At 42.9% G+C, this 20276-nt stretch carries 15 protein-coding genes; 12 read left to right on the top strand and 3 right to left on the bottom strand.

Annotated elements, in window-relative coordinates; genetic code table 11:
* Positions 1-63: 63 nt before the first annotated feature.
* The 3 genes from ACYVBM_RS04075 to ACYVBM_RS04065 are packed head-to-tail and all read left to right on the top strand — an operon-like array spanning position 64 to position 6024.
* Positions 64-3444, top strand: a complete 3381-nt coding sequence (locus ACYVBM_RS04075) for a sulfatase-like hydrolase/transferase (RefSeq protein ID WP_460684348.1) — start codon at positions 64-66, stop codon at positions 3442-3444.
* Between the two features lie 36 nt (positions 3445-3480).
* The gene (locus ACYVBM_RS04070; protein WP_460684347.1) at positions 3481-5034 is read left to right on the top strand and encodes an ADP-ribosylglycohydrolase family protein; all 1554 of its coding nucleotides are present in this window, start codon (positions 3481-3483) and stop codon (positions 5032-5034) included.
* A 12-nt stretch (positions 5035-5046) separates the two neighbouring features.
* Positions 5047-6024 (top strand): metallophosphoesterase, encoded by a 978-nt coding sequence (locus ACYVBM_RS04065; RefSeq protein ID WP_460684346.1) that lies wholly within the window; start codon positions 5047-5049, stop codon positions 6022-6024.
* A gap of 94 nt (positions 6025-6118) precedes the next feature.
* On the opposite strand, the gene tilS is transcribed toward ACYVBM_RS04065, so the two are convergent.
* Together tilS and ACYVBM_RS04055 are read right to left on the bottom strand one after the other, a co-directional pair.
* The gene (gene tilS / locus ACYVBM_RS04060) at positions 6119-7432 is read right to left on the bottom strand and encodes a tRNA lysidine(34) synthetase TilS (protein WP_460684345.1); all 1314 of its coding nucleotides are present in this window, start codon (positions 7430-7432) and stop codon (positions 6119-6121) included.
* A gap of 27 nt (positions 7433-7459) precedes the next feature.
* Positions 7460-7771 carry a tetratricopeptide repeat protein gene (locus ACYVBM_RS04055; RefSeq protein WP_460684344.1) on the bottom strand — a complete coding sequence of 104 codons (312 nt, stop codon included), beginning with the start codon at positions 7769-7771 and terminating at the stop codon, positions 7460-7462.
* A gap of 85 nt (positions 7772-7856) precedes the next feature.
* On the opposite strand from ACYVBM_RS04055, the gene ACYVBM_RS04050 reads away from it, so the two are divergent.
* Positions 7857-8618 (top strand): electron transfer flavoprotein subunit beta/FixA family protein, encoded by a 762-nt coding sequence (locus ACYVBM_RS04050; RefSeq protein ID WP_460684343.1) that lies wholly within the window; start codon positions 7857-7859, stop codon positions 8616-8618.
* A 43-nt stretch (positions 8619-8661) separates the two neighbouring features.
* Entirely contained in the window at positions 8662-9618 is a 957-nt protein-coding gene (locus ACYVBM_RS04045) for an electron transfer flavoprotein subunit alpha/FixB family protein (protein WP_460684342.1), read from the top strand.
* A 51-nt stretch (positions 9619-9669) separates the two neighbouring features.
* On the opposite strand, the gene ACYVBM_RS04040 is transcribed toward ACYVBM_RS04045, so the two are convergent.
* On the bottom strand, positions 9670-12345 hold the full coding sequence (locus ACYVBM_RS04040) for a metallophosphoesterase (protein ID WP_460684341.1): 2676 nt from the start codon (positions 12343-12345) through the stop codon (positions 9670-9672).
* A 299-nt stretch (positions 12346-12644) separates the two neighbouring features.
* Here ACYVBM_RS04040 and ACYVBM_RS04035 point away from each other — a divergent pair, with 299 nt between their 5' ends.
* The 7 genes from ACYVBM_RS04035 (at position 12645) to ACYVBM_RS04005 (ending at position 20276) form a co-directional block, all read left to right on the top strand.
* Complete coding sequence (locus ACYVBM_RS04035) at positions 12645-13244, top strand: bifunctional nuclease family protein (RefSeq protein ID WP_460684340.1); 600 nt, start codon at positions 12645-12647, stop codon at positions 13242-13244.
* Between the two features lie 56 nt (positions 13245-13300).
* A complete protein-coding gene (gene ispE, locus ACYVBM_RS04030; RefSeq protein WP_460684339.1) occupies positions 13301-14113 on the top strand; it encodes a 4-(cytidine 5'-diphospho)-2-C-methyl-D-erythritol kinase in 813 nt (270 codons plus the stop codon).
* 48 nt (positions 14114-14161) lie between these two features.
* On the top strand, positions 14162-15238 hold the full coding sequence (locus ACYVBM_RS04025) for a prenyltransferase/squalene oxidase repeat-containing protein (RefSeq protein ID WP_460684338.1): 1077 nt from the start codon (positions 14162-14164) through the stop codon (positions 15236-15238).
* Positions 15239-15303: 65 nt separating this feature from the next.
* On the top strand, positions 15304-17121 hold the full coding sequence (locus tag ACYVBM_RS04020; protein WP_460684337.1) for an ABC transporter ATP-binding protein: 1818 nt from the start codon (positions 15304-15306) through the stop codon (positions 17119-17121).
* A gap of 2 nt (positions 17122-17123) precedes the next feature.
* Entirely contained in the window at positions 17124-18296 is a 1173-nt protein-coding gene (locus ACYVBM_RS04015) for a glycosyltransferase family 4 protein (RefSeq protein WP_460684336.1), read from the top strand.
* Positions 18293-19300 (top strand): glycosyltransferase family 2 protein, encoded by a 1008-nt coding sequence (locus tag ACYVBM_RS04010; RefSeq protein WP_460684335.1) that lies wholly within the window; start codon positions 18293-18295, stop codon positions 19298-19300. Before ACYVBM_RS04015 ends, ACYVBM_RS04010 begins: the two co-directional genes overlap by 4 nt.
* The gene (locus tag ACYVBM_RS04005; protein WP_460684334.1) at positions 19287-20276 is read left to right on the top strand and encodes a UbiA family prenyltransferase; all 990 of its coding nucleotides are present in this window, start codon (positions 19287-19289) and stop codon (positions 20274-20276) included. Before ACYVBM_RS04010 ends, ACYVBM_RS04005 begins: the two co-directional genes overlap by 14 nt.

Below are 20276 nucleotides of genomic sequence, written 5' to 3'. Positions count from 1 at the left end.
AAAGAAGACCGGGCAGCCCGGTACCCATACAGCCTGCCATTCAATCAATAAAAAAACAAACAGATGAAGCATATGAATACCCGATTTTTAAAAAGTTTTTTAGTTATCATCACGCTGATGCTTTCGGTTGTATCGCATTCGCAACGTTCTCAGAAAAAAATGAATGTGATTCTTTTTTTGGTGGATGACTTAGGCTGGAAGGACATTTCCTGCTACGGCAGTGATCTTTATGAAACCCCCAATATTAACCGGCTGGCGACCGAAGGCGTCCGTTTTACGGATGCCTATGCAGCCTGCCAGGTCTGTTCGCCCACGCGCGCAAGCATCCTTAGCGGTAAATATCCCGGGAGGAGCGGCCTCTCCGACTGGCTGCCCGGGCGGAAAGATTTCCCGTTTCAGCGGTTTCTGAATGTACGCAGTGTACAGCAATTGCCCTACGAAGATTCCACGCTGGCCGAAACCCTGCGTGCGAACGGATATCGCACGGCTATTTTTGGGAAATGGCATTTGGGGGAAGATCCTTCCAACCCTTTAGCCCATGGATTTGAAGAGCGCCTGTCGGAGTGGAACAAAGGCTGGCCGAACCAAACCTATTTTTCTCCCTATGGCATGCCGGGGTTACAGGATGGGCCCAAAGGAGAGTATTTAACAGACCGGGTTACAACCGAAGCATTAAAGTATATCGAAAAAAATAAAGATCAGCCCTTCTTTATGTACCTCTCGCATTTCGCCGTGCACGATCCGATACAGGGACGGCCGGACCTGGTGGAAAAATACCGCAAAAAGCTGGCTCAAATGAAGAAGCCTGCCGGTGCGCCTTTTATCCTGGAAGGCAACCCGGACGACCCGCAACCGCTTTCCAGGAAGCAGTTAGATGACCTGCTCAACGATCCGCACTATGCCGGTTACAGCGTGTTGCCCCAGCATACCGTCAAGATCAAACAGTTCCAGGATAATATCCAGTTTGCCGCGATGGTGGAAAGCATGGATGAAAGCATGGGCCGGGTAATGAAAAAGCTAAAAGAATTAGGCCTGGACCAGAACACGATTGTAATTTTTGCATCCGATAATGGAGGCATGTCCGCCGCAAACGTAGGTAATCCTTACCGTGTTATTAAGCCTAATGCACTGGACGGCGCATTTGCCTCATCCAACCTGCCATTACGCGCCGGAAAAGGCTGGCTGTATGAAGGCGGGATCCGGGTGCCGGTCATTATAAAATGGCCGGGGCAGGGGAACGCCAATAAAGAATCGCACGTACCCATTATCAGCACCGATTTTTATCCCACAATATTGGATATGTTAGGACTTCCCCTGCTGCCCGGCCAGCATAAAGACGGAGTAAGCATTACCCCGCTGTTAAAAGGTAAAGATGCAGTGAACCGGAAAGCGCTATTCTGGCATTTTCCGCATTACAGCAATCATGGAATGCAAAGCCCCGGCGGCGCCGTACGTTACGGCGACTACAAGCTGATAGAATACTATGAGAACAATACCGTTCAGCTTTTTAACCTGGCAAAAGATATAGGAGAGCAACACGATATTTCCAGGGAAGAACCGGGCAAGGTAAAAGAACTCAGCACAATGCTGCACCAATGGCGGCAATCGGTACATGCAAAAATGCCGGTGCCCAATCCTGGTTTCTCACCGGATAGTTCAGCAGGCCCCCGGGTCATGAAGAAAGCAGCCGCAGATCATGCGGTGATCCGATATCAAATGCTGCCCCCTGCCCAAACCAGCGGGCTTTTGGGAGCGCGCGTTGATCTTTGGCGGAACAAACGTCTTTGGTATGTAGCTAAAGCACCCTTCTTATTGCAGGGCTTTGAGTCGAGGCCCGGGGCACATATCTGGCAGGGAGAGCATGTGGGTAAATGGATACATGCGGCTACCATGGCCTGCGAGCAGACAAAAGATGCCCAATTAAAAAACCAGCTTACGTTAACCGTTCAAAGACTGCTGGCTACACAGCTACAAAACGGCTACATGGGCACTTATGCGCCTGCCATGCAGTTTTTCAATGCGCCCGGCGACACCAAGAGCTGGGATGTGTGGACGCATCGGTATAACCTCTATGGCCTGCTGGTTTACGAGCAGTATCATCCGGATAAAAAAGTACTGGATGCCTGCAGGAAAATGGGCGATCTGCTAATCGCAACTTTTGGTGAAGGCAAAGCAGACATCACAAAAAACGGTACCCGCCATGGTATGTCTACTTCAACATTGCTGGAATCAATGGTTATGCTGTACGAGCGCACAAAAGAGAAAAAATACCTCGATTTTGCGGAGTATATCGTATCTGCAAGCGAAAATAACCCGGGATTACGGCTGATGGGCGCCATGCTGGCCAATGAAAGTGTATCAAAACCGGGAGATGGGAAGGCTTACCAGCTGATGTCGAACCTGCTTGGATACTATCGCCTCTACCAGTGTACGGGGAACCGGCGTTATCTGCAAACCGTAATGAATGCCTGGAACCAGATAAGAGACCAGCACCTGTTAATAACCGGCGGCCCCTGGACCCGCAAAGCATCTTACAATGCCAACAGGGAATGTTTTGCGCATACAGATGTGTTTAATCCTTATGAAGTGGATGTGGAGAATTGCTGTACGGTAACATGGATACAGCTGAACCTGCTGTTATTTGAAAATACCGGCCGGGCTGAATTTTTTACAGAGGCGGAAACCGCTTTATACAATCAACTGCTGGGCGGGCAATATACCGATGGCATCGATTGGTGCTATTATACCAGGCCGAATGAAGTGGCCCATCCCTATGAGTCCGTGATACATTGCTGCGCATCCAGCGGCCCGCGTGCGTTGGAGCTGTTTTCCCGCTACCTGGTAGCAGCATCCGGCCAGGAGCTATACATTAACGCGCTGTCGCCATCCATCACTTCTTTACCCGTTTCGCTCGGCGGAGGTACACTCATCATAAAAGGGAATTATCCAACAGGAACAACGGCCGGCATTACATTGAATACAGATCAGCCGAAAAGCTTTCCTGTTGCATTCCGCGTACCGGCCAACAGCACGTTGAAAAGTGTAAAGCTCAATGGTAAACGGGTCAATGCTACGCTCAATAGCCAGGGATACCACGTCATAAAAGGAACCTGGAAAAAAGGAGATGTGATCACGGTCGATTTAAATTTTGAATTAAACGTCGTGCTCCAGGAGGGCGAAAAAGGCAGTAAATGGGTGGCTTTTTCTTACGGTCCGCTGGCCCTGGCACAAAAAATAAGCGCTATCCCCTCCGATGAACCTTTTGCTGGACTGGAACCCGATGATACCCGCGTAAAGGAAATATTGCAGCGGCTTAAAGCCGGTCCTGCCGGTAAAGGCGTTTCTTTCACCATCAACAACAGCGCCGTATCCCTTATACCCTATTACCAGGCAGGGTCCAAAACTTACGGCCCCCGTACGTACTTCCGGATAGGAACACCCTGAAACCTATAAAATATTTTAAACTATAAATAAATGATCATGATTCGATGTCTGTTTTATGTATCGCTGCTTGGTTTTGTAGTTCCTATGGAATCTGCAGCACAAAAAAAAGCGGCACCTGCCGCATACAACCAGGTGACCCTTACCACGGAAACCTTAAAAAATAAAATAAAAGGCGGATGGGCCGGTCAAACCATTGGCGTTACGTACGGAGGACCAACCGAATTTAAGTATAACGGCACGTTTATCCAGGATTATCAGCCCATTGTATGGTACGATGGATACCTGAAAAAGACAATGACCGAAGTGCCGGGCCTTTATGACGATGTATATATGGACCTTACCTTTGTCGACATCCTGGAAAGAGTAGGCTTGGACGCTCCGGTTGATTCTTTTGCACAGGCCTTTGCCCATGCCGAATATAAGCTGTGGCATGCCAACCAGGCGGCACGGTACAACATATTAAACGGGATACGACCGCCGGAATCCGGACACTGGCTCCATAACCCGCACGCAGATGATATCGATTACCAGATAGAAGCCGATTTTGCAGGACTGATGACACCGGGTATGCCCAATGCGGCTTCTGTCATCAGCGATAAGATCGGCCATATTATGAATTACGGGGATGGCTGGTATGGCGGCGTTTTTGTGGGTGCCATGTATTCGCTTGCATTTATATCCGATGATATCAATTTTGTCATTACCGAAGCATTAAAAACGATCCCCGCTCAAAGTAATTTTTATAAATGTATGCAGGATGTGATCCGCTGGCATAAAAAATATCCCGGCGACTGGAAGCAGACCTGGTTTGAGCTGCAAAAAAAATGGAGCGATGATATTGGCTGCCCCGATGGTGTTTTTGCAGCATTTAATATCGATGCCACCATCAATTCGGCGTATGTGCTGCTGGGATTGCTTTACGGAAAAGGCGACTTTGGCAAATCCATGGAAATTGCAACGCGTGCCGGCCAGGACTCTGATTGCAACCCGGCAACGGTAGGGGGCATCCTGGGTACGATGTTGGGATATGATCAGATACCCCGGCAATGGAAGCTGGGACTTTCGGAGGTGGAGGATATAGATTTTAAATACACCACCATGTCCCTGAACAAAGTTTACGAAACAGGTTATAAACATGCGCTGGAGATGATAAAAAGAAACGGGGGTACCGTAGCTGCGAACAAAGTGGTCATAAAAGCGCAAAAGCCCGTTCCCGTGCGCTTCGAGAAAAGTTTTGACGGCATGTACCCGGTGGCGCAACAGATCCTGGACAAAAACTTAAAAGATGCCTACACCTTTGAATTTGAGGGAACCGGGTTCGCCCTGCGCGGCAAGGCCACTAAAAAAAACAATACCCTTCCTGACAGGGTATTGGAAGCAACGGTTTTCCTGGATGGCAAAGAGCTCGGGCATTATAAATATCCCACTGATTTTACCACACGTAAGCTGGAGATCGGGTTTAAATACCAGCTTCCCCATGGGAAACATACTGTAAAAATAGTTACGAAAGACATTCCGGCCGGGTATGAACTGAAGGCAACCGATTGCATCGTGTATACAGACAAGGTGCCGGCAAAACATCAGCATTAAATAAATATAGTTATGTTACCAAGAATCTTTTTTTTCACCTTTCTGTACCTGGTGACGATACATGGCAATGCCCAGCATAAACCGTTCCGGCTGGTGCTCCTTCCAGATACACAAAATTATTCTCAGAAGCATCCCTGGATATTCAGGATGCAAACGGCCTGGGCGGCAGCAAAGGCTGACAGTATCCGCTTTTTAATACAGCTCGGCGATATCACCAATAATAATGCAGACAGCCAATGGCATGTAGCGGAAAGAGCGTTTGAGTTGCTTGACGGAAAAGTTCCGTATGCTTTTGTAACGGGCAATCATGATATAGGAACGAATGGTAAATCCGACATAAGGAACACAGACCTGTTCAATCAATACCTGCCGTATGCAAAATATAGCAAGCTTCCTTATTTCGGCGGTGCCTATGAAAAAGGGAAGATGGATAATGTATGGTACACATTCAGCGCTGATCAACAAAAATGGCTGGTATTGTGCCTGGAATTCGGACCGAGAAATAAGGTCATTGACTGGGCCGGTTCAATAATTAAAAATCATCCTTCCCATAAAGTGATTATTGTAACCCATGCTTATATGTACTCCGATGATTTAAGAATGGGGGCAGATACCAGCCATAAATGGTTGCCGGAAGCCTATGGCCTTGGTAAAGATACCGGTGAGGATGCAGTAAATAATGGAGAAGCCATGTGGAAGAAGCTGGTAAGCCGTTATCCCAATATTGTTTTTGTTTTCAGCGGGCATGTGCTCAACGATGGTACCGGTTTACTGGTGAGCAAAGGGGTACATGGCAACAAGGTATATCAAATGCTGTCCAATTATCAAAGCGGTGTAGAGGGGTCCGTAATGGGTGGCAGCGGCTATTTGCGGATTTTGGACATCGATCCCCGGGCAAAATCCGTAAAGGTCCAAACCTATTCCCCTTACCTGGATGCTTATAAGCATGAACCCGACCAGGAGTTTCTGTTAACGGATGTAACGCTTTAAGTATTACTTCGAAAAATCAGCATCATATTCCATTCTCTTAATCAAAGTAAAAGGCTGCGCAAACCGGCAGCCTTTTACTGTATACGGAAGCAATTTACAAAAGCGCTATTGTAAGAGCAGGAGCTTCAGGATCCTCTACCTTAAACCTGTCGTCTATACGGTGTCCCACCACCCAAATAATCTTTTTATCCATTTCCACAACCCATACTTTTTCTTTTTCCGCAAGAGATAATTTTTTATCTATCAGGAACCTGGATACCTTCTTCTTTTTACGCATCCCTAATGGATAAAAATAATCGCCCGTGCGCCAGGGTCTCAGGATAAGCGGATATTGAATAGAAGCCGCATTGATACTTGCTATGTTTTCACTCCTGGAGATCTCTTTCTGAATACCGGTTTTTACGATCAATGTCCCATCAGCAAACGGGTACGTACCCTCCCCTTCTATAATGATAGCAAAAGAACCAACTTTCTTTAACGCAGAAATAACCAGGTGGTTCCTGTCCTTTAATATACGGTGCGTTGACGAGCACATGTATTTACCCGGCTGACTTTCGAGCAGGCTGATCAGCTCGGGTATTTGCCTGGCCTTAAAACCAAACGGTTTTACCATTTCAAGCAGAACAGTAGCATATGCAGGTGTCTTTTGCAAAAGCAGCACCGGGATGAAAAACTCCTCTCCCCTTTTAAACAGCAATTTTTTTTGATTACGTTCTACTTCACGGTGATAAAGAATTTCCACACCCTTAAACCTTTCAATATTATTCAGCAGGTTTTGTGAAACCTCGGGATATACATTAGCTATTTGGGGTAATACGGTATTCCTGAAATAATTCCGCGTATAATCATCATGAAGATTGGTATCATCCTGCACAAACTGTAGTTGCTTATCTTTTAAATAAGTTTCCAGCTCAGCACGTTTTGCAAACAACAACGGCCTTCTTATTTTGCCATTAATAGCTTTAATACCGGTGAGGCCATGGATGCCTGTGCCTCTGAAAAAGTTCATCAGCACTGTTTCTATATTATCATCTGCATGATGGGCCGTTAATATAAAGTTATACCCCTCTTCTGCCCTTGTTTTCTCAAACCAGTTATAACGCAGCTCCCTTGCTGCTTCCTGTGTAGATTGTTTATTTTCTTCGGCATACTGCTTCGTATGAAACCGGATACGATGCACGGGTACCTGCAGTGTACCGGCCAGAGCTATTACAAATTGCTCATCGCGCTCGCTGGCAGCCTCCCGAAGCTGAAAATTACAGTGGGCTATTCCAAAATCATACCCTGCCTGCTTACATAAATTACATAATACCACAGAGTCTACTCCTCCGCTTACTGCCACTAGTAACCTGTCTTTATTGGTAAAGAGGTGATTCTGATGAATAAAAGAAATAAATCGGTCTAACAAATTATTAATTTTTTATGCAATCCTGTTTTAATAAATGAGGTATTCATAGGCGCTTCTCAGCTCGCCGTAAGCATGCTGATCGCCTAATCGTCGGGCTGCTTCCATACCACGCTCATATACTTTAATAGCCGTCTCTTCCCGGCCGCTTCTTTCATACAGTTTAGCAAGATGGTAATAGCTGCCTACATAATCCGGATCAGCCAATAACAATGCTTCAAATACATGCCTTGCATTTTCATCATCTCCTTGTTTTACGTATTCCAGCGCTAAAGCATGCTGTAAAAAACTATCCTCGGGATTTTCTTTTAACAGGTCCTGTATCTGATCAATTCTCGACATATTAACTTTTTAATCTTTCATTTCTTAGCAAATAAATATTATATTTGTTTAGTTGCATAAACAACTATTTTAAAACAGCACTCATATGAAAATACTGGTATGTATCAGCAAAACGCCGGATACTACGGCAAAAATAGCTTTCACTGACAACAACACGAAATTTGACTCCAATAGCGTACAATGGATTATCAACCCCAATGATGAATACTATGCGCTGGTAAGAGCCATTGAGTTAAAAGAGGCTGACCCTTCTGCTGTCATTCATTTAGTAACTGTAGGAACTGCTGCTGCCGATGCTGTCATCAGGAAAGCATTAGCATTGGGCGGCGATGAAGCCATACGCGTGGATACAGAAAGCCAGGATAGTTTCTTTATTGCTTCACAGATAGCCGCAGTTGCAAAAGAAGGTGGTTATGACCTGATCTTTTTAGGAAAAGAGACCATCGACTATAACGGAAGTTCTGTAGGAGGTATGGTGGCTGAATTATTAGACCTGCCTTATATTTCCCTGGCTACAAAATTTGAGCTAAGCCGGCCTGCCGAAGCCGGCGGAACTATCGCCACTATTGCGCGTGAAATAGAGGGAGGTGAAGAAGTGTGTGAAGTAAGCTTACCGGTTGTGGTAAGCTGTAATAAAGGGATGGCCGAACAACGTATTCCTAATATGCGTGGTATTATGGCGGCTCGTACCAGGCCTTTAAAAGTGGCAGAGCCTGTAGCTGCTGACACTTTAACCAGTATTGCTGCATTTAGTTTGCCACCGGCCAAAGCAGGGGTAAAGCTGGTAGCACCTGACAATGTAGCCGAGCTGGTAAGACTTTTAAAAGATGAAGCCCGGGTGATCTAGCAGCCTCACTTATTATACACCACTCACCATTAACTTAATATATATGTCTGTTTTAACTTTTATTGATATAGCCGAAGACGGCAGTGTAAAAAAATCATCACTTGAGGCACTCAGCTATAGCGCGCAATTGGCTAAACAATCAGGTGCTGAAGTACAGGGCCTGGTAATAGCTCCCGTAACAGAAGATCTGAGCGCCCTGGGTCAATATGGCGTAACGAAGATTTACCAGGTAAATAACGGGGCGGTTAAACATTTTGATGCACAGGTTTATACAAAACTGATAGCGGCGGTGGCTGAGCAAAGTGGCGCTGCCATTATTATATTTTCCAACAATGCTAACGGCAAGGCTTTAGCTCCGCGCCTTTCGGCAAGACTAAAAGCCGGATTGGTGGCGGGAGCCGTAGCACTACCCGATACATCCAACGGCTTTATAGTAAAGAAGCGTGTATTTTCGGGAAAGGCTTTTGCTGATGTTCATATTCTCACTCCGGTAAAAATCATATCGTTGCAGCCCAACGCTTTTAAAATGCAAACCGGAGAAGGTGCTGCAGAAATAGTAACATTTTCCGCAGCAGCAGATGCTCCTAAAATAACAGTGACCAGTATTAATAAGCAAAGCGGGGAAGTGCCTCTGGCTGAAGCAGCAATTGTAGTAAGCGGTGGCCGGGGCCTTAAAGGACCTGAGAACTGGAGCATCCTTGAAGATCTTGCCAAAGAACTTCATGCCGCCCTGGCCTGCAGCCGTCCTGTGGCCGATGCTCACTGGCGCCCACATAACGAGCACGTAGGACAAACCGGAGGAACTATTGCACCGAATCTTTATATTGCTGTTGGTATTTCAGGAGCTATACAACACTTGGCGGGTGTGAACCAGAGCAAGGTAATCGTGGTTATTAATAAAGATCCGGAAGCGTCTTTCTTTAAAGCCGCTGATTATGGTATTGTGGGCGACCTGTTTGAAGTAGTGCCTAAATTAACTGAAGCGTTGAAAAATCTTTAAACCTGTTATTCCACAGGTTTAATCATTCAGGATCTCCTGTTTTAGGACGGCTCACTTAATCACAGCAATTCCTATACCACCTGTCCCGGTATTAACATCCGGCCCTGATACCTTACTCGGTTCCCAGGGCATTTTAAAATTATTTTCGCGCAATACAGATAACGCTACATATCTTATTCTGGAAATAACATTATTTTCTACCTGTATGAATCTGAATCCCTGGAAACAAGGCCCGGGATAATCCCGTTGCTCGCTTGTAGTCGATTGCCGCAAATTCGCTTCCATTGGGCCTAAAGCGGCTGTTTCCATAATGATGGGGCCTTTATCTTTCCACCATTTTGAAGGATTGACGCTATCATTTAACGGAGATAAATATTCCGGAACATTGATATACAAATAAGGCTTCCAGCCATTGGCTCTATGATCGGTAACCATCGCTGGCTGCTGGTTTACTGCGACACCTTTTGCTATACGAACATGTACTTTTTGAGTTGCTGCAACCATTTGTACGTTATTCACTCCTAAATAATGCACAAGCTTAAACGCTTTGTTATAGACAGATGAATAATACATTTTCGGATTTTCAGAATAAAAATCCATATATACCCGTAAAAAATTTTCCTGCTCATTCCAGCCCAATCTGTATTCAACTCTTTTATGTCCATGACCAGAAAGTACAAGATCTACTTTTCGTTGTACACCCCGGCCTTCACATAAATCTAAAAACTCCTTCTGCTTTCCTTTAGATGCCCCATAGTCAAGCAGGTTAGAGGGGTCCTTCTTTTTAAAGTTAAGTGAGCTGGTGCGTATCCAGTCTTCATGTGCATTTTGCTTTTTGATATGATACTGAAGCGGATCATGGCGCTGAATGAAACCATTTACGTGCATGGCATTGATCTGCATATGCTCTGTTTCCCTGAAATAATGGTTCATTTCATTTTTCTGGGGATTTACTGGTGGTGCGTGCATACCAATAATCACAGCCCCTGTTCCATTCTGGTTCAGCGTTTGGCGAAGCATATTGATATCTGTATCATTCAAACCTTCCGAATCGGGATTAGCATCTAAGAAATTCTTTTCCGATTCGCTTAAGAAACCAAAAATGTATTTTAGGCTGTCTTTTGCCGAAGCGCCCAGAACTCCTCTGTCGTACTTAGTATCTAACATAATCAACCTGTTAATACCCAGGTTAACCACATACGAATTGCGGCTATTCAACCGGCGCTGATAATATCCTAATTTATCTCTTCCTATTGCCACTTTCGATGCAGCATCATTCATATCATAATATACATTCTTCCCTCCCTGTATGGCCTGTGCTTCTTTAAGCAATAAGTTGAAAGATGAAAAATTCTCTATCACCTTATTTCCCCAGGGCCATAGATCAAAGCTGCCAAAATCGGCTGCATCCAGATCTGCGACCAGGTCATAAGCATTGGGCCTGTAATCATGGTTACCTAATGTTGTAAATACAGGTACCTGTAATTCTTCCTGCACCTTGCTTGCATTTACCGGGTAAATAGCTTTATCCGGGTAAGGTATTTTGCCCATAACAAGTTTCTCGAAAAACACAAAATTCCCTCCACCTTCCCGGTCATCATCGTTTTCAAATATGTAGTCTATTAAATCCCCGGTGAGTATCAATCCATCTAATACGCCCAGCGAATGTAATTTGTTGGCATATTTTATCAAATCTCTGAAGTCATCATTCGGGCTGTTAAATTGTTGTACGGCATCTGCAAAACCCGCATTATATAATTTTTGTCTGAAGCTATCAATCCTGCGGCTTACATGCAGATCTGTTGCATGTATTAACCCAAAATTGTCCCAGGCATTTCTTGTATATACAGCATGAGGAGATAACATAACCGGCTGTTTTCCCGGAAGCGAAAAAACAATATCGTACAATTGTCTGTTATTGAGCCGTTGCCCCGGCGGCCACACTAATTTAGTGGTAAGCTTCCAGGCTTTAATATTCAATATGTTTATAACTGCTACAGTTGTAGTATCAAACTGAAGCGGAACTAATATGGAAGCCCCTGCGGCACGTAAATTTATTTTTGCGCTCCATAATTGTGATAAAAGACCGGGCAGGTTTTGCTTTATATAATTTGCGGTGGCTTCTGTTACATCCGCATTAATCATAATTCCCGATGGTAGCTCATTGTAATTATCTGTATCCACCAATAATGGGTTTCCCATTAAGGGTATGGAAAGATGTATCACAACCGGTGCCGGCAGTGCGGGCGATTTCCAGATACAGCCACGTTCAAAATAAACCACTTCGCCCATCGGGATAAACTGGTTATCCGAAACAGGATATCCTAAAGTGCTTTGTTCAGCACCCATTTCCCTGTATTTGTTATAAATATCCCCGCTTACACATACGCCTCCATAAATCCAGTAAATAGCGCCCCATTCAAAATAGCTTACAGGATAATAGCCATCCCTTCTTACGGCTGTTTCGTCAGACTTAGGAAAACCCAGCAGGCGTTTGCCCGCACCGGGAGCAATACCCGGCCCATTTAAAGAAAGATACTTGGTTAAAATGCCGCCATGCACTTCATATGTTCCTACAGTATGGTGCCAGTAAATATTGCCATTCTGATAGCGCTGCAGCTTTCCTCCGTAACCCGTATCTGTTTCCGCTCCTGATTTGGCGCCTAATTTAAGCCCTCTTTGTAATAGCTGGTTGTATTTGGTTTGAATATCGCTTGTAGAGCTCATGGTGTTTATTTTATAATAGATGGTCACAAGATGCCTTACCGCTACAATCGAAACTTTGTATTATGAAAGTACTTCATAATACTCCTAAAAGCAACTTTTAGAAATAGCCAATTGTCATACCTACCTTAAATTAGTTATTCAATACAATCAAGGCCATTTGTACAGGCTTTTCTTTTTACACCGGTTGCCCCCGAAAATCCGGTTTGTTGCTTCATAAGCCGAAAAAATGTCATGCAGCTTAAAGCTGCTTTACAACAGCAGCAAAATGAGAGAAAATCCTTAGTTTCGTGCTTCGGTTTATGAAAAAAATAGAACTTGAAGTTGTAGCGCTCTCGCATAGTATTACCCAAACGCATTCCTATGCCGTAGTATTGGGAGAGGTAAACGGTTTGCGAAGGTTACCCATTGTTATCGGAGGTTTTGAGGCCCAGGCCATTGCGGTGGCCCTGGAAAAAATGAACCCCAGCCGCCCGCTTACGCACGACCTGATGAAAAATTTCATGGTTGCCTTTTCTATTGATCTTCATGAAATCATTATTTCCGATCTCCAGGAAGGTATTTTTTTCAGTAAGCTGGTTTGTTCTTCCGATCATGACACGGTGGAAATAGACAGCCGCACCTCTGATGCCATAGCTTTGGCAGTGCGGTTTGGCTGCCCGATTTATACGTACGAGAACATATTAAGCAATGCCGGAATTGTAATGGATGATAAAGGCCAGGCAACTGCCGAAAAACAGGAGGAAACCACAGGCGCAGCGATTACTGATAATACAGGCAGCGACCTGAAAACAATGACCATTGAAGAGCTGAACAAGCTGCTGGAAGAAGTACTGGAAAGCGAAGATTATGTGAAAGCCATTGCCATCAGGGACGAGCTGAACAGCCGTAAAAAGAAATAGCCCCGGAAAAACGGGACAACATTCCACATCTATTTTTCAATATTTATAAATTCCCCTTGATTGTTTTCTCCAACTGTAAGATAAATATTGGGTTATACATCACTCAAAAAAGGGCCGATGGATACCACAACCTTGAAACGGTTTTCCTGCCCCTGCCTTTGTTTGATGTTATAGAGCTAATGGAGGCCGGTACCACAACCATTTCGATTTTAGGTCAGCCTGTTCCCGGCAAAATCGCAGACAATATCATATTAAACGCCTGGGAACTGTTAAAAAAAGACTTTCCATCGTTACCGCCTGTTCATTTTTATCTCTTAAAAAATATTCCTGTTGGGTCCGGCCTGGGGGCCGGCAGCGCTAATGGCGCCTATACTTTGATGGCGTTGAACAATAAATTCCGGCTCAACTTATCAACTGATCAATTAATCAGCTACGCCCTGCGACTTGGTAGTGATTGCCCCTTTTTTATAAAAAACAAGCCCAGCTTTGCTTCAGGCCGCGGCGAAATTTTTGAAGAGGTGGCTCCTGATCTTTCCGGTTATAAAATAGTAATGGTGAACCCCGGCGTTCATATATCCACACCCCTTGCTTTCAGCTATGTACAGCCCAAACCTGCCCCGGTCAATTTGAAAGAAGCTGTTTCCCGGCCTGTTGAAGAATGGAAAAAACTGATAACGAACGATTTTGAAGAGGCCGTAATAAAACGCCACTCTGAAATCGGCACTATTAAACAATCGCTTTATAATATGGGAGCAGATTTTGCATTAATGAGTGGCAGCGGCAGTACCGTATATGGGTTGTTTAAAAAAGATACGGATATTATACTTAATTTTCCGGATAACTATTTTGTAAAAATGCTGGATTTGTAAAAAACATCCCGTTAAAATAAACTATTTCTTCAATATCTTTTACTATATATGACTGACGCTACAATACCTGTTGAAAAAATTGACTCGGCCATTGATACGGCTATTCACTATTTATCGCAGCATCAGCTTCCTAATGGCGAGTTTATTGCATATATGGCACCAGATGAAGCTATGCAGGATCCCTCCTGCTCGTATGAAAGCATGACTTATACAACTGCCCTTATCGCACAATGCCTGCTACCCTATCAAAACAGGCCTGAAGTTGATACTATTCTAAAAAAAGTGACTGCTTTTCTGCAATATCAGACTATGAGAGGAGGTGTTTGGAATTTTTTCGCAAAGTATCACCCGTTATTTAAATTCCTTCCACCAGACACTGATGATACCGCTATAATATCTGCATTATTAAAAAAAAGAAATATAAATTTTCCAGATAATGTTCCGCTACTTCTAAGCAACAGGGCCCCAAATGGAGTATTTTATACCTGGTTCACACTGCATAAAAATTTCAGGAAGTATCCAAAAGCATTTTGGCGGCTTATCGCAAGAGAACTTAAATATCCTGTAAAAATTTTATTTTTTTGGATGAAGGAAGATTTAAAAAGAGATGATATAGGTCCTGTAGTAAATGCTAATATAGTAGCCTATCTCGGATATTCGGAAATAACCAAGCCGGCTGTTGACTATATTGTGGACACTTTAAAAAAAAATAAAGAATCAGACAACTGGTATAAAAATATTTTTATTTATTATTATTTTATAGCAAGGCTGAACGTTTTAAATATTCCTGAAATAGTAGAGATCAGAGAACTATTAATTAAAAAAATAATATATCAAATACACAACAGCCGAACCTATTTTAACTGTCCGTTGGAACTGGCAGTTGGTATTACTTCCCTTTTGATGTTAAATGAGGATGGCCCGTTAATTGAAAAAAGCATGCGCCAGCTTTTATTGCTGCAAACAAAAGATGGAGAATGGGAACGCTATGGATTTTATACTACACCATCGCAGGCCCGTTTCTGGGGAAGCGAAGAACTGACAACCGCTTTGGGTATTGAAGCGCTGCATCTTTATCGGCAATATTTAGATAAAAAACTATCCGGCGGTTCAGATATTAAATAATATATTTGCGCCAATATGTAAGTTTAGCCCTGATTACAATATATATAAAGCTTACGGGTTTTCCAATGATCGCTATTCAAAGAAAGATATCTCATATTAAAAATAATTTAAACTTATCTGAAATTTTAAGTTTAGTTAAAGTTGCTGCTTCCAAATGGCTATACATTTCTATTATTTTAATTTTCATTGAAACCCTGTTTTTCTTTGTTTCCCTGTATATTATGAAACTGCTGGTTGACAAAGTAGCCAGTGTTCAACTGCATTCAACTGCTGACACAGCAGACATCATAAGATACGTAACGCTGGCAGGATGCGCTGGTATTCTATATTTCGTATTGCGCTCCTATTCTGCTTATTCCGTTGAAGTGCTTTCCACAAAAATTACCGAGCATATCAATGAAAAAGTGCATGAACGCGCCGTAGCGCTTGAGCTGTCTTTTTACGAAAGCCCCTCTTATTACGATACATTAAAAAGAGCACTTGATTCGGGATACGATAAACCAGGGCTTGTGGTAACCAGCTTAATAGAAATCGTTAAAAATTGCCTGTCGCTGGCTGCCGTAGCTTCTGTACTTATAGTTATCAACTGGGTACTATTACCCTTACTGGCACTATTTATTTTTCCCACTCTTTTGGTAAGGCTTTTCTATTCTAAAAAATTAAACAGGCTAAGGATTGCCCAAACGCCGTTTGAAAGGAAATCATCTTACTACAGCAACCTGATTACAACCGATACGGCCGCTAAAGAAATCCGCTCTTACGGATTAGGGCAGTATTTAAAAGAAAAATTCACAGCGATCAGGCAGGGTCTGGTAAAAGAAAAACTAGCCATCACCCTGAAACGTACCAAGCTTGAAATTGTAACGACTACCTTATCTTACATAGGTGTATTTGTAAGTATAGGGTTTATTTCACTAAAGGTAATAACCGGCGAAACCAGTACCGGCGATATTACATTATTCCTGGTTGCTTTTCCCCAGGCGTTCGGATTGCTGCAAAGTCTGGCTTCAAGTATCTCAACGGTGTATCAGAACAGCATTTATATCAATAGCACTTTTGAATTGCTGCAGCTTACCAATGGGCTTTATGAAACTGATCAGCCGGAAACTATTCCGGACGGGGACGATGTAAGCATTGAGCTTCAGAATGTGCACTTTTCTTATCCCCATGCAGATAAAGAAGCTATTACAGGTATCAATATTAAAATTCCCAGCGGTAAAATTGTAGCTATTGTAGGATTGAATGGTGCAGGCAAATCAACACTCATTAAATTACTATGCCGCCTTTACGACCCCACAACCGGCACTATAAAATATGGTGGAAAAGATATTAAACTGTTTAAGCCGGAAGAATACAAAAAGCAATTAGGTGTAGTGTTCCAGGATTTTAACAGGTATAGTTTTACTGCAGGTGAAAATATTTTCTTTGGAAACATCGAAAAGCCTTATAACATGGAAAAGATACAGGATGCCGCTAAAAAATCTGGTGCAGCAGTATTTATAGAAACGTTTCCCGATACTTACAATACTATGATGGGCAGAATATTTGATGATGGTGAAGAAGTTAGTATCGGGCAATGGCAAAAGATTGCTTTGGCAAGATGTTTTTATTCAGATGCCCGTTTTCTGATTTTCGATGAAGCATCCAGCGCACTCGATGCTGTTTCTGAAAAAGAACTATTCGAAAGCTTTAGAGAAAGGATAGGCAATCGTGGGGCTGTTATTATAAGCCACAGGCGCTCGGCCATACTACATGCTGATTATATTTATGTGTTATCGGGCGGAAAAATTATAGAAGAAGGCACAGATACTTTCCTAATGCAAAATAATGGAGCCTATGCTGCGTTATTTAATGAAAATATAAATACTGAAGCCGCTTATTAACCATGTCTTTAAACCACCCCAAGAACAGTATTGCCATCATTTCCTGCTGCCCCGATGACTGGGGAGGAAGTGAAGACTTATGGTGCCAGGCAGCACTCGTTCTGAAAACCAAGGGATATAGAATTACGGCCTATAAACAAAACTTTAACCCGCAGCATCCTGAAGTAAAAAGGCTGCAAGATGCAGGCATTCATTTAGTCGGGCTACACAAAAATACCTCTCTAACAAAAAGAACTTTCAAAAAAGTTTATAAAAAACTGTTTGCTTCGCGTATTAACCAGCTTTATGCTCACGGAACATATTCACTGGCTCTCAGGCAGCAATTAAAAAAAGATCGCCCGCAGTTCGTTGTAATCAACCAGGGAATGAATTTTGACGGGTTAAGTTATGCATATCAATGCTTACTGCTTCATATTCCCTATTCCCTTGTTATGCATAAAGCTGTAGAATTTTATTGGCCGCCTTCTTCAGAAAGGACGCTGATGAAAGAAATATACCAGAACGCCAAGCAATGCTATTTTGTTTCGCATCACAATAAAAAGCTTACTGAAGAACAATTTGGTTTCAGGTTTATGAATGCGCAGGTTATATGGAATCCCATAAAATTAAAAAGGGAACCGATACCTTATCCTCAGCAAAGCGAAGTTTACAAATTAGCCTGTATAGGAAGGCTTTTTATTATTGATAAAGGCCAGGATATTTTATTGAGAATACTGTCCAAAGAGCCCTGGTGTTCACGCCCTGTACAGGTTTCCTTTATAGGAAGTGGTACCGATGAGGAAGGACTAAAATCTATGGCAGCGCTATTAAATGTTAAAAATGCCAGTTTCTCCGGCTATCATAACAGCATTGAAGATCTCTGGAAAAACTACCATGCATTGATATTGCCTTCCAGAAGCGAAGGTATGCCCCTGACCGTTATTGAAGCAATGCTTGCAGGCAGAACAGTAATTACAACACATGCCGGCGGTAATTCAGAAATTATTGAAGACGGGGTAACAGGATTTATTGGAGAAGCCACAGAAAAAGACTTCGAACAAAAAATGGAAGAAGCCTGGACAAGCAGAGAACAATGGGAGCAAATTGGGTTAAAGGCCTGTACCTCCATCAATAAAATACTACCCGAAGCACCTGAAGAAATTTTTGCAGCATTAATTATAAAGAACCTGATATGAATAGGAACCCTCTAATATCGGTAATCATTCCTACATTCAACAGAGCTGGCATTTTACCCAATGCTATCAACAGTCTTTTGGCTCAAACATATACAAACGTTGAGATAATAATAGTGGACGATGGCTCTAGCGACAATACCTCAGAAATTCTACAGCAATATAAAAACATAAAATACATTTATAAAGAAAATGGCGGCCAGGGAAGCGCCAGGAACGAAGGGCTCAAACATGCTACAGGAGAATTGATTGCATCCCTGGATTCTGATGATGAATGGTATCCTTTGTTTTTAGAGCGTTGTGTCAGAAAAATGGTTGATGACGATCTGGATTTCGTTTTTGCCAACTGGGACCAGCAGGATCCTGATGGCCGCCTTTGGGATTTCCTGACAGGAGATCCTTTTCTTGCTCTTTATATGCACAAGCTGAAAGATGGTTGGGTAGAACTGAATGATGCTGAATTAAGAAGTCTTTATATCCAGGCCTGCCCTTCTCCGTCCTCTTCATTTGTTACAAAAAAGCAATTAGTGTCTTCGGGATGGAGTACAAAGATGAAGATCGGTGACGACTGGTACCTGTATTTAGATATTATATTATCCGGAAAGCGTAAGGCGGCTTTTACTGTAGACCGGCTCTGGAGAAAAAAAGTAACGGAGATGAATGTTTATGACGGAAGAAAAAGATCCGAGGTTCTGGAGTACCTGTACATTGCTGATACGGCACAAATCTTAAATGATTTTAAACATAAATTAACTCCGGAAGAGTACAGGCTCATGCAAAAAAAGCATGTGTATGGTATGGTAGAGCTGGCAAAACATCACCTGATACGAAATTTCAACCTTGTACAATCCACTAAACTGCTTGGTAAATCATTAACCCTTGATGCCTCGCATACACTATGGAGCATACAGAATGTAATAGCCATTGGTTATAAAAGAAACAGGCAAACGCTCAAAAAAAGAAAAAATGATTCGGGAATAGGAATAATAGCAAATGAAACTAATTAAAGCTTTCAGGCATATTGAATGGTGGGAATACAAGCTACCACCACTTTTAGGTATAGCTTATGCCACCTTGTTATTTAACAACCAAAACATTTTTACCCAGGGGCTATATATTCTTTTAGCTCTTATTTCCTTAATTGCAGGCGCAGTCTATGTAAGCATCATCAATGATATAGCAGACATAAAGGATGATGCGGCAGCCGGGAAACAAAACCGGATGGAAAAACTTCCGCTTTTTGCAAAACTCCTTCTACCAGGGATCTGCTTATTAACAGGTTTATTTTTTATTATTTTTCTTTATTGGCCAGACTATTTATCCTGCCTGTTTTATTCCATCCCATGGATTGCTTTCTCCATGTATAGTTTCAAACCCATCCGGTTAAAGAACAGAGGCATTTTAGGCGTATTGGCTGATGCCAGCGGTGCGCACATTTTTACCAGTTTACTTATGGTCAGCTATATGTGCTTCCGTATCAATCAGCAGGTAAATACGGCCTGGATATGTTTAATAGGTATATGGGCAGCCTGTTATGGAATAAGAGGCATTTTATGGCATCAGTTCCATGACAGGGACAATGATATCAGGGCGCATATTGAAACTTTTGCCACAAAAAGAAACCCTCAAAAATTTAGTAACATTGAATTTGTCATTTTGTCTGTGGAAGTATCTGCCCTGCTCTGTATTTTGTTTTTATTAAACAATTTTCTCGTTTATGTAGGATTTGTATTGTACCTGCTTGTAGTATTTGTCCGGTACAGGAAATTACATAGGACGCCCGTTATCATTATTGCCCCCGAACGTCCTCACCAGATTCTGCTGCAAGACTTTGCACAGGTTTTCTTCCCGGTATCCATATTAATGTATGTAGCTTTTACACAATCTGATGGATGGATTGTATTACTGATACATTTATTACTTTTCCCTTTCAGAACGCTGCAGGTTATTAAAGATCTGAAGAATGGCTTATTGCGCTCCTAA

This window comes from Niabella aquatica (assembly GCF_054779315.1).
Note: the sequence above shows the minus strand (reverse complement) of the source record. Positions and strands in the feature narration are given on the sequence as shown.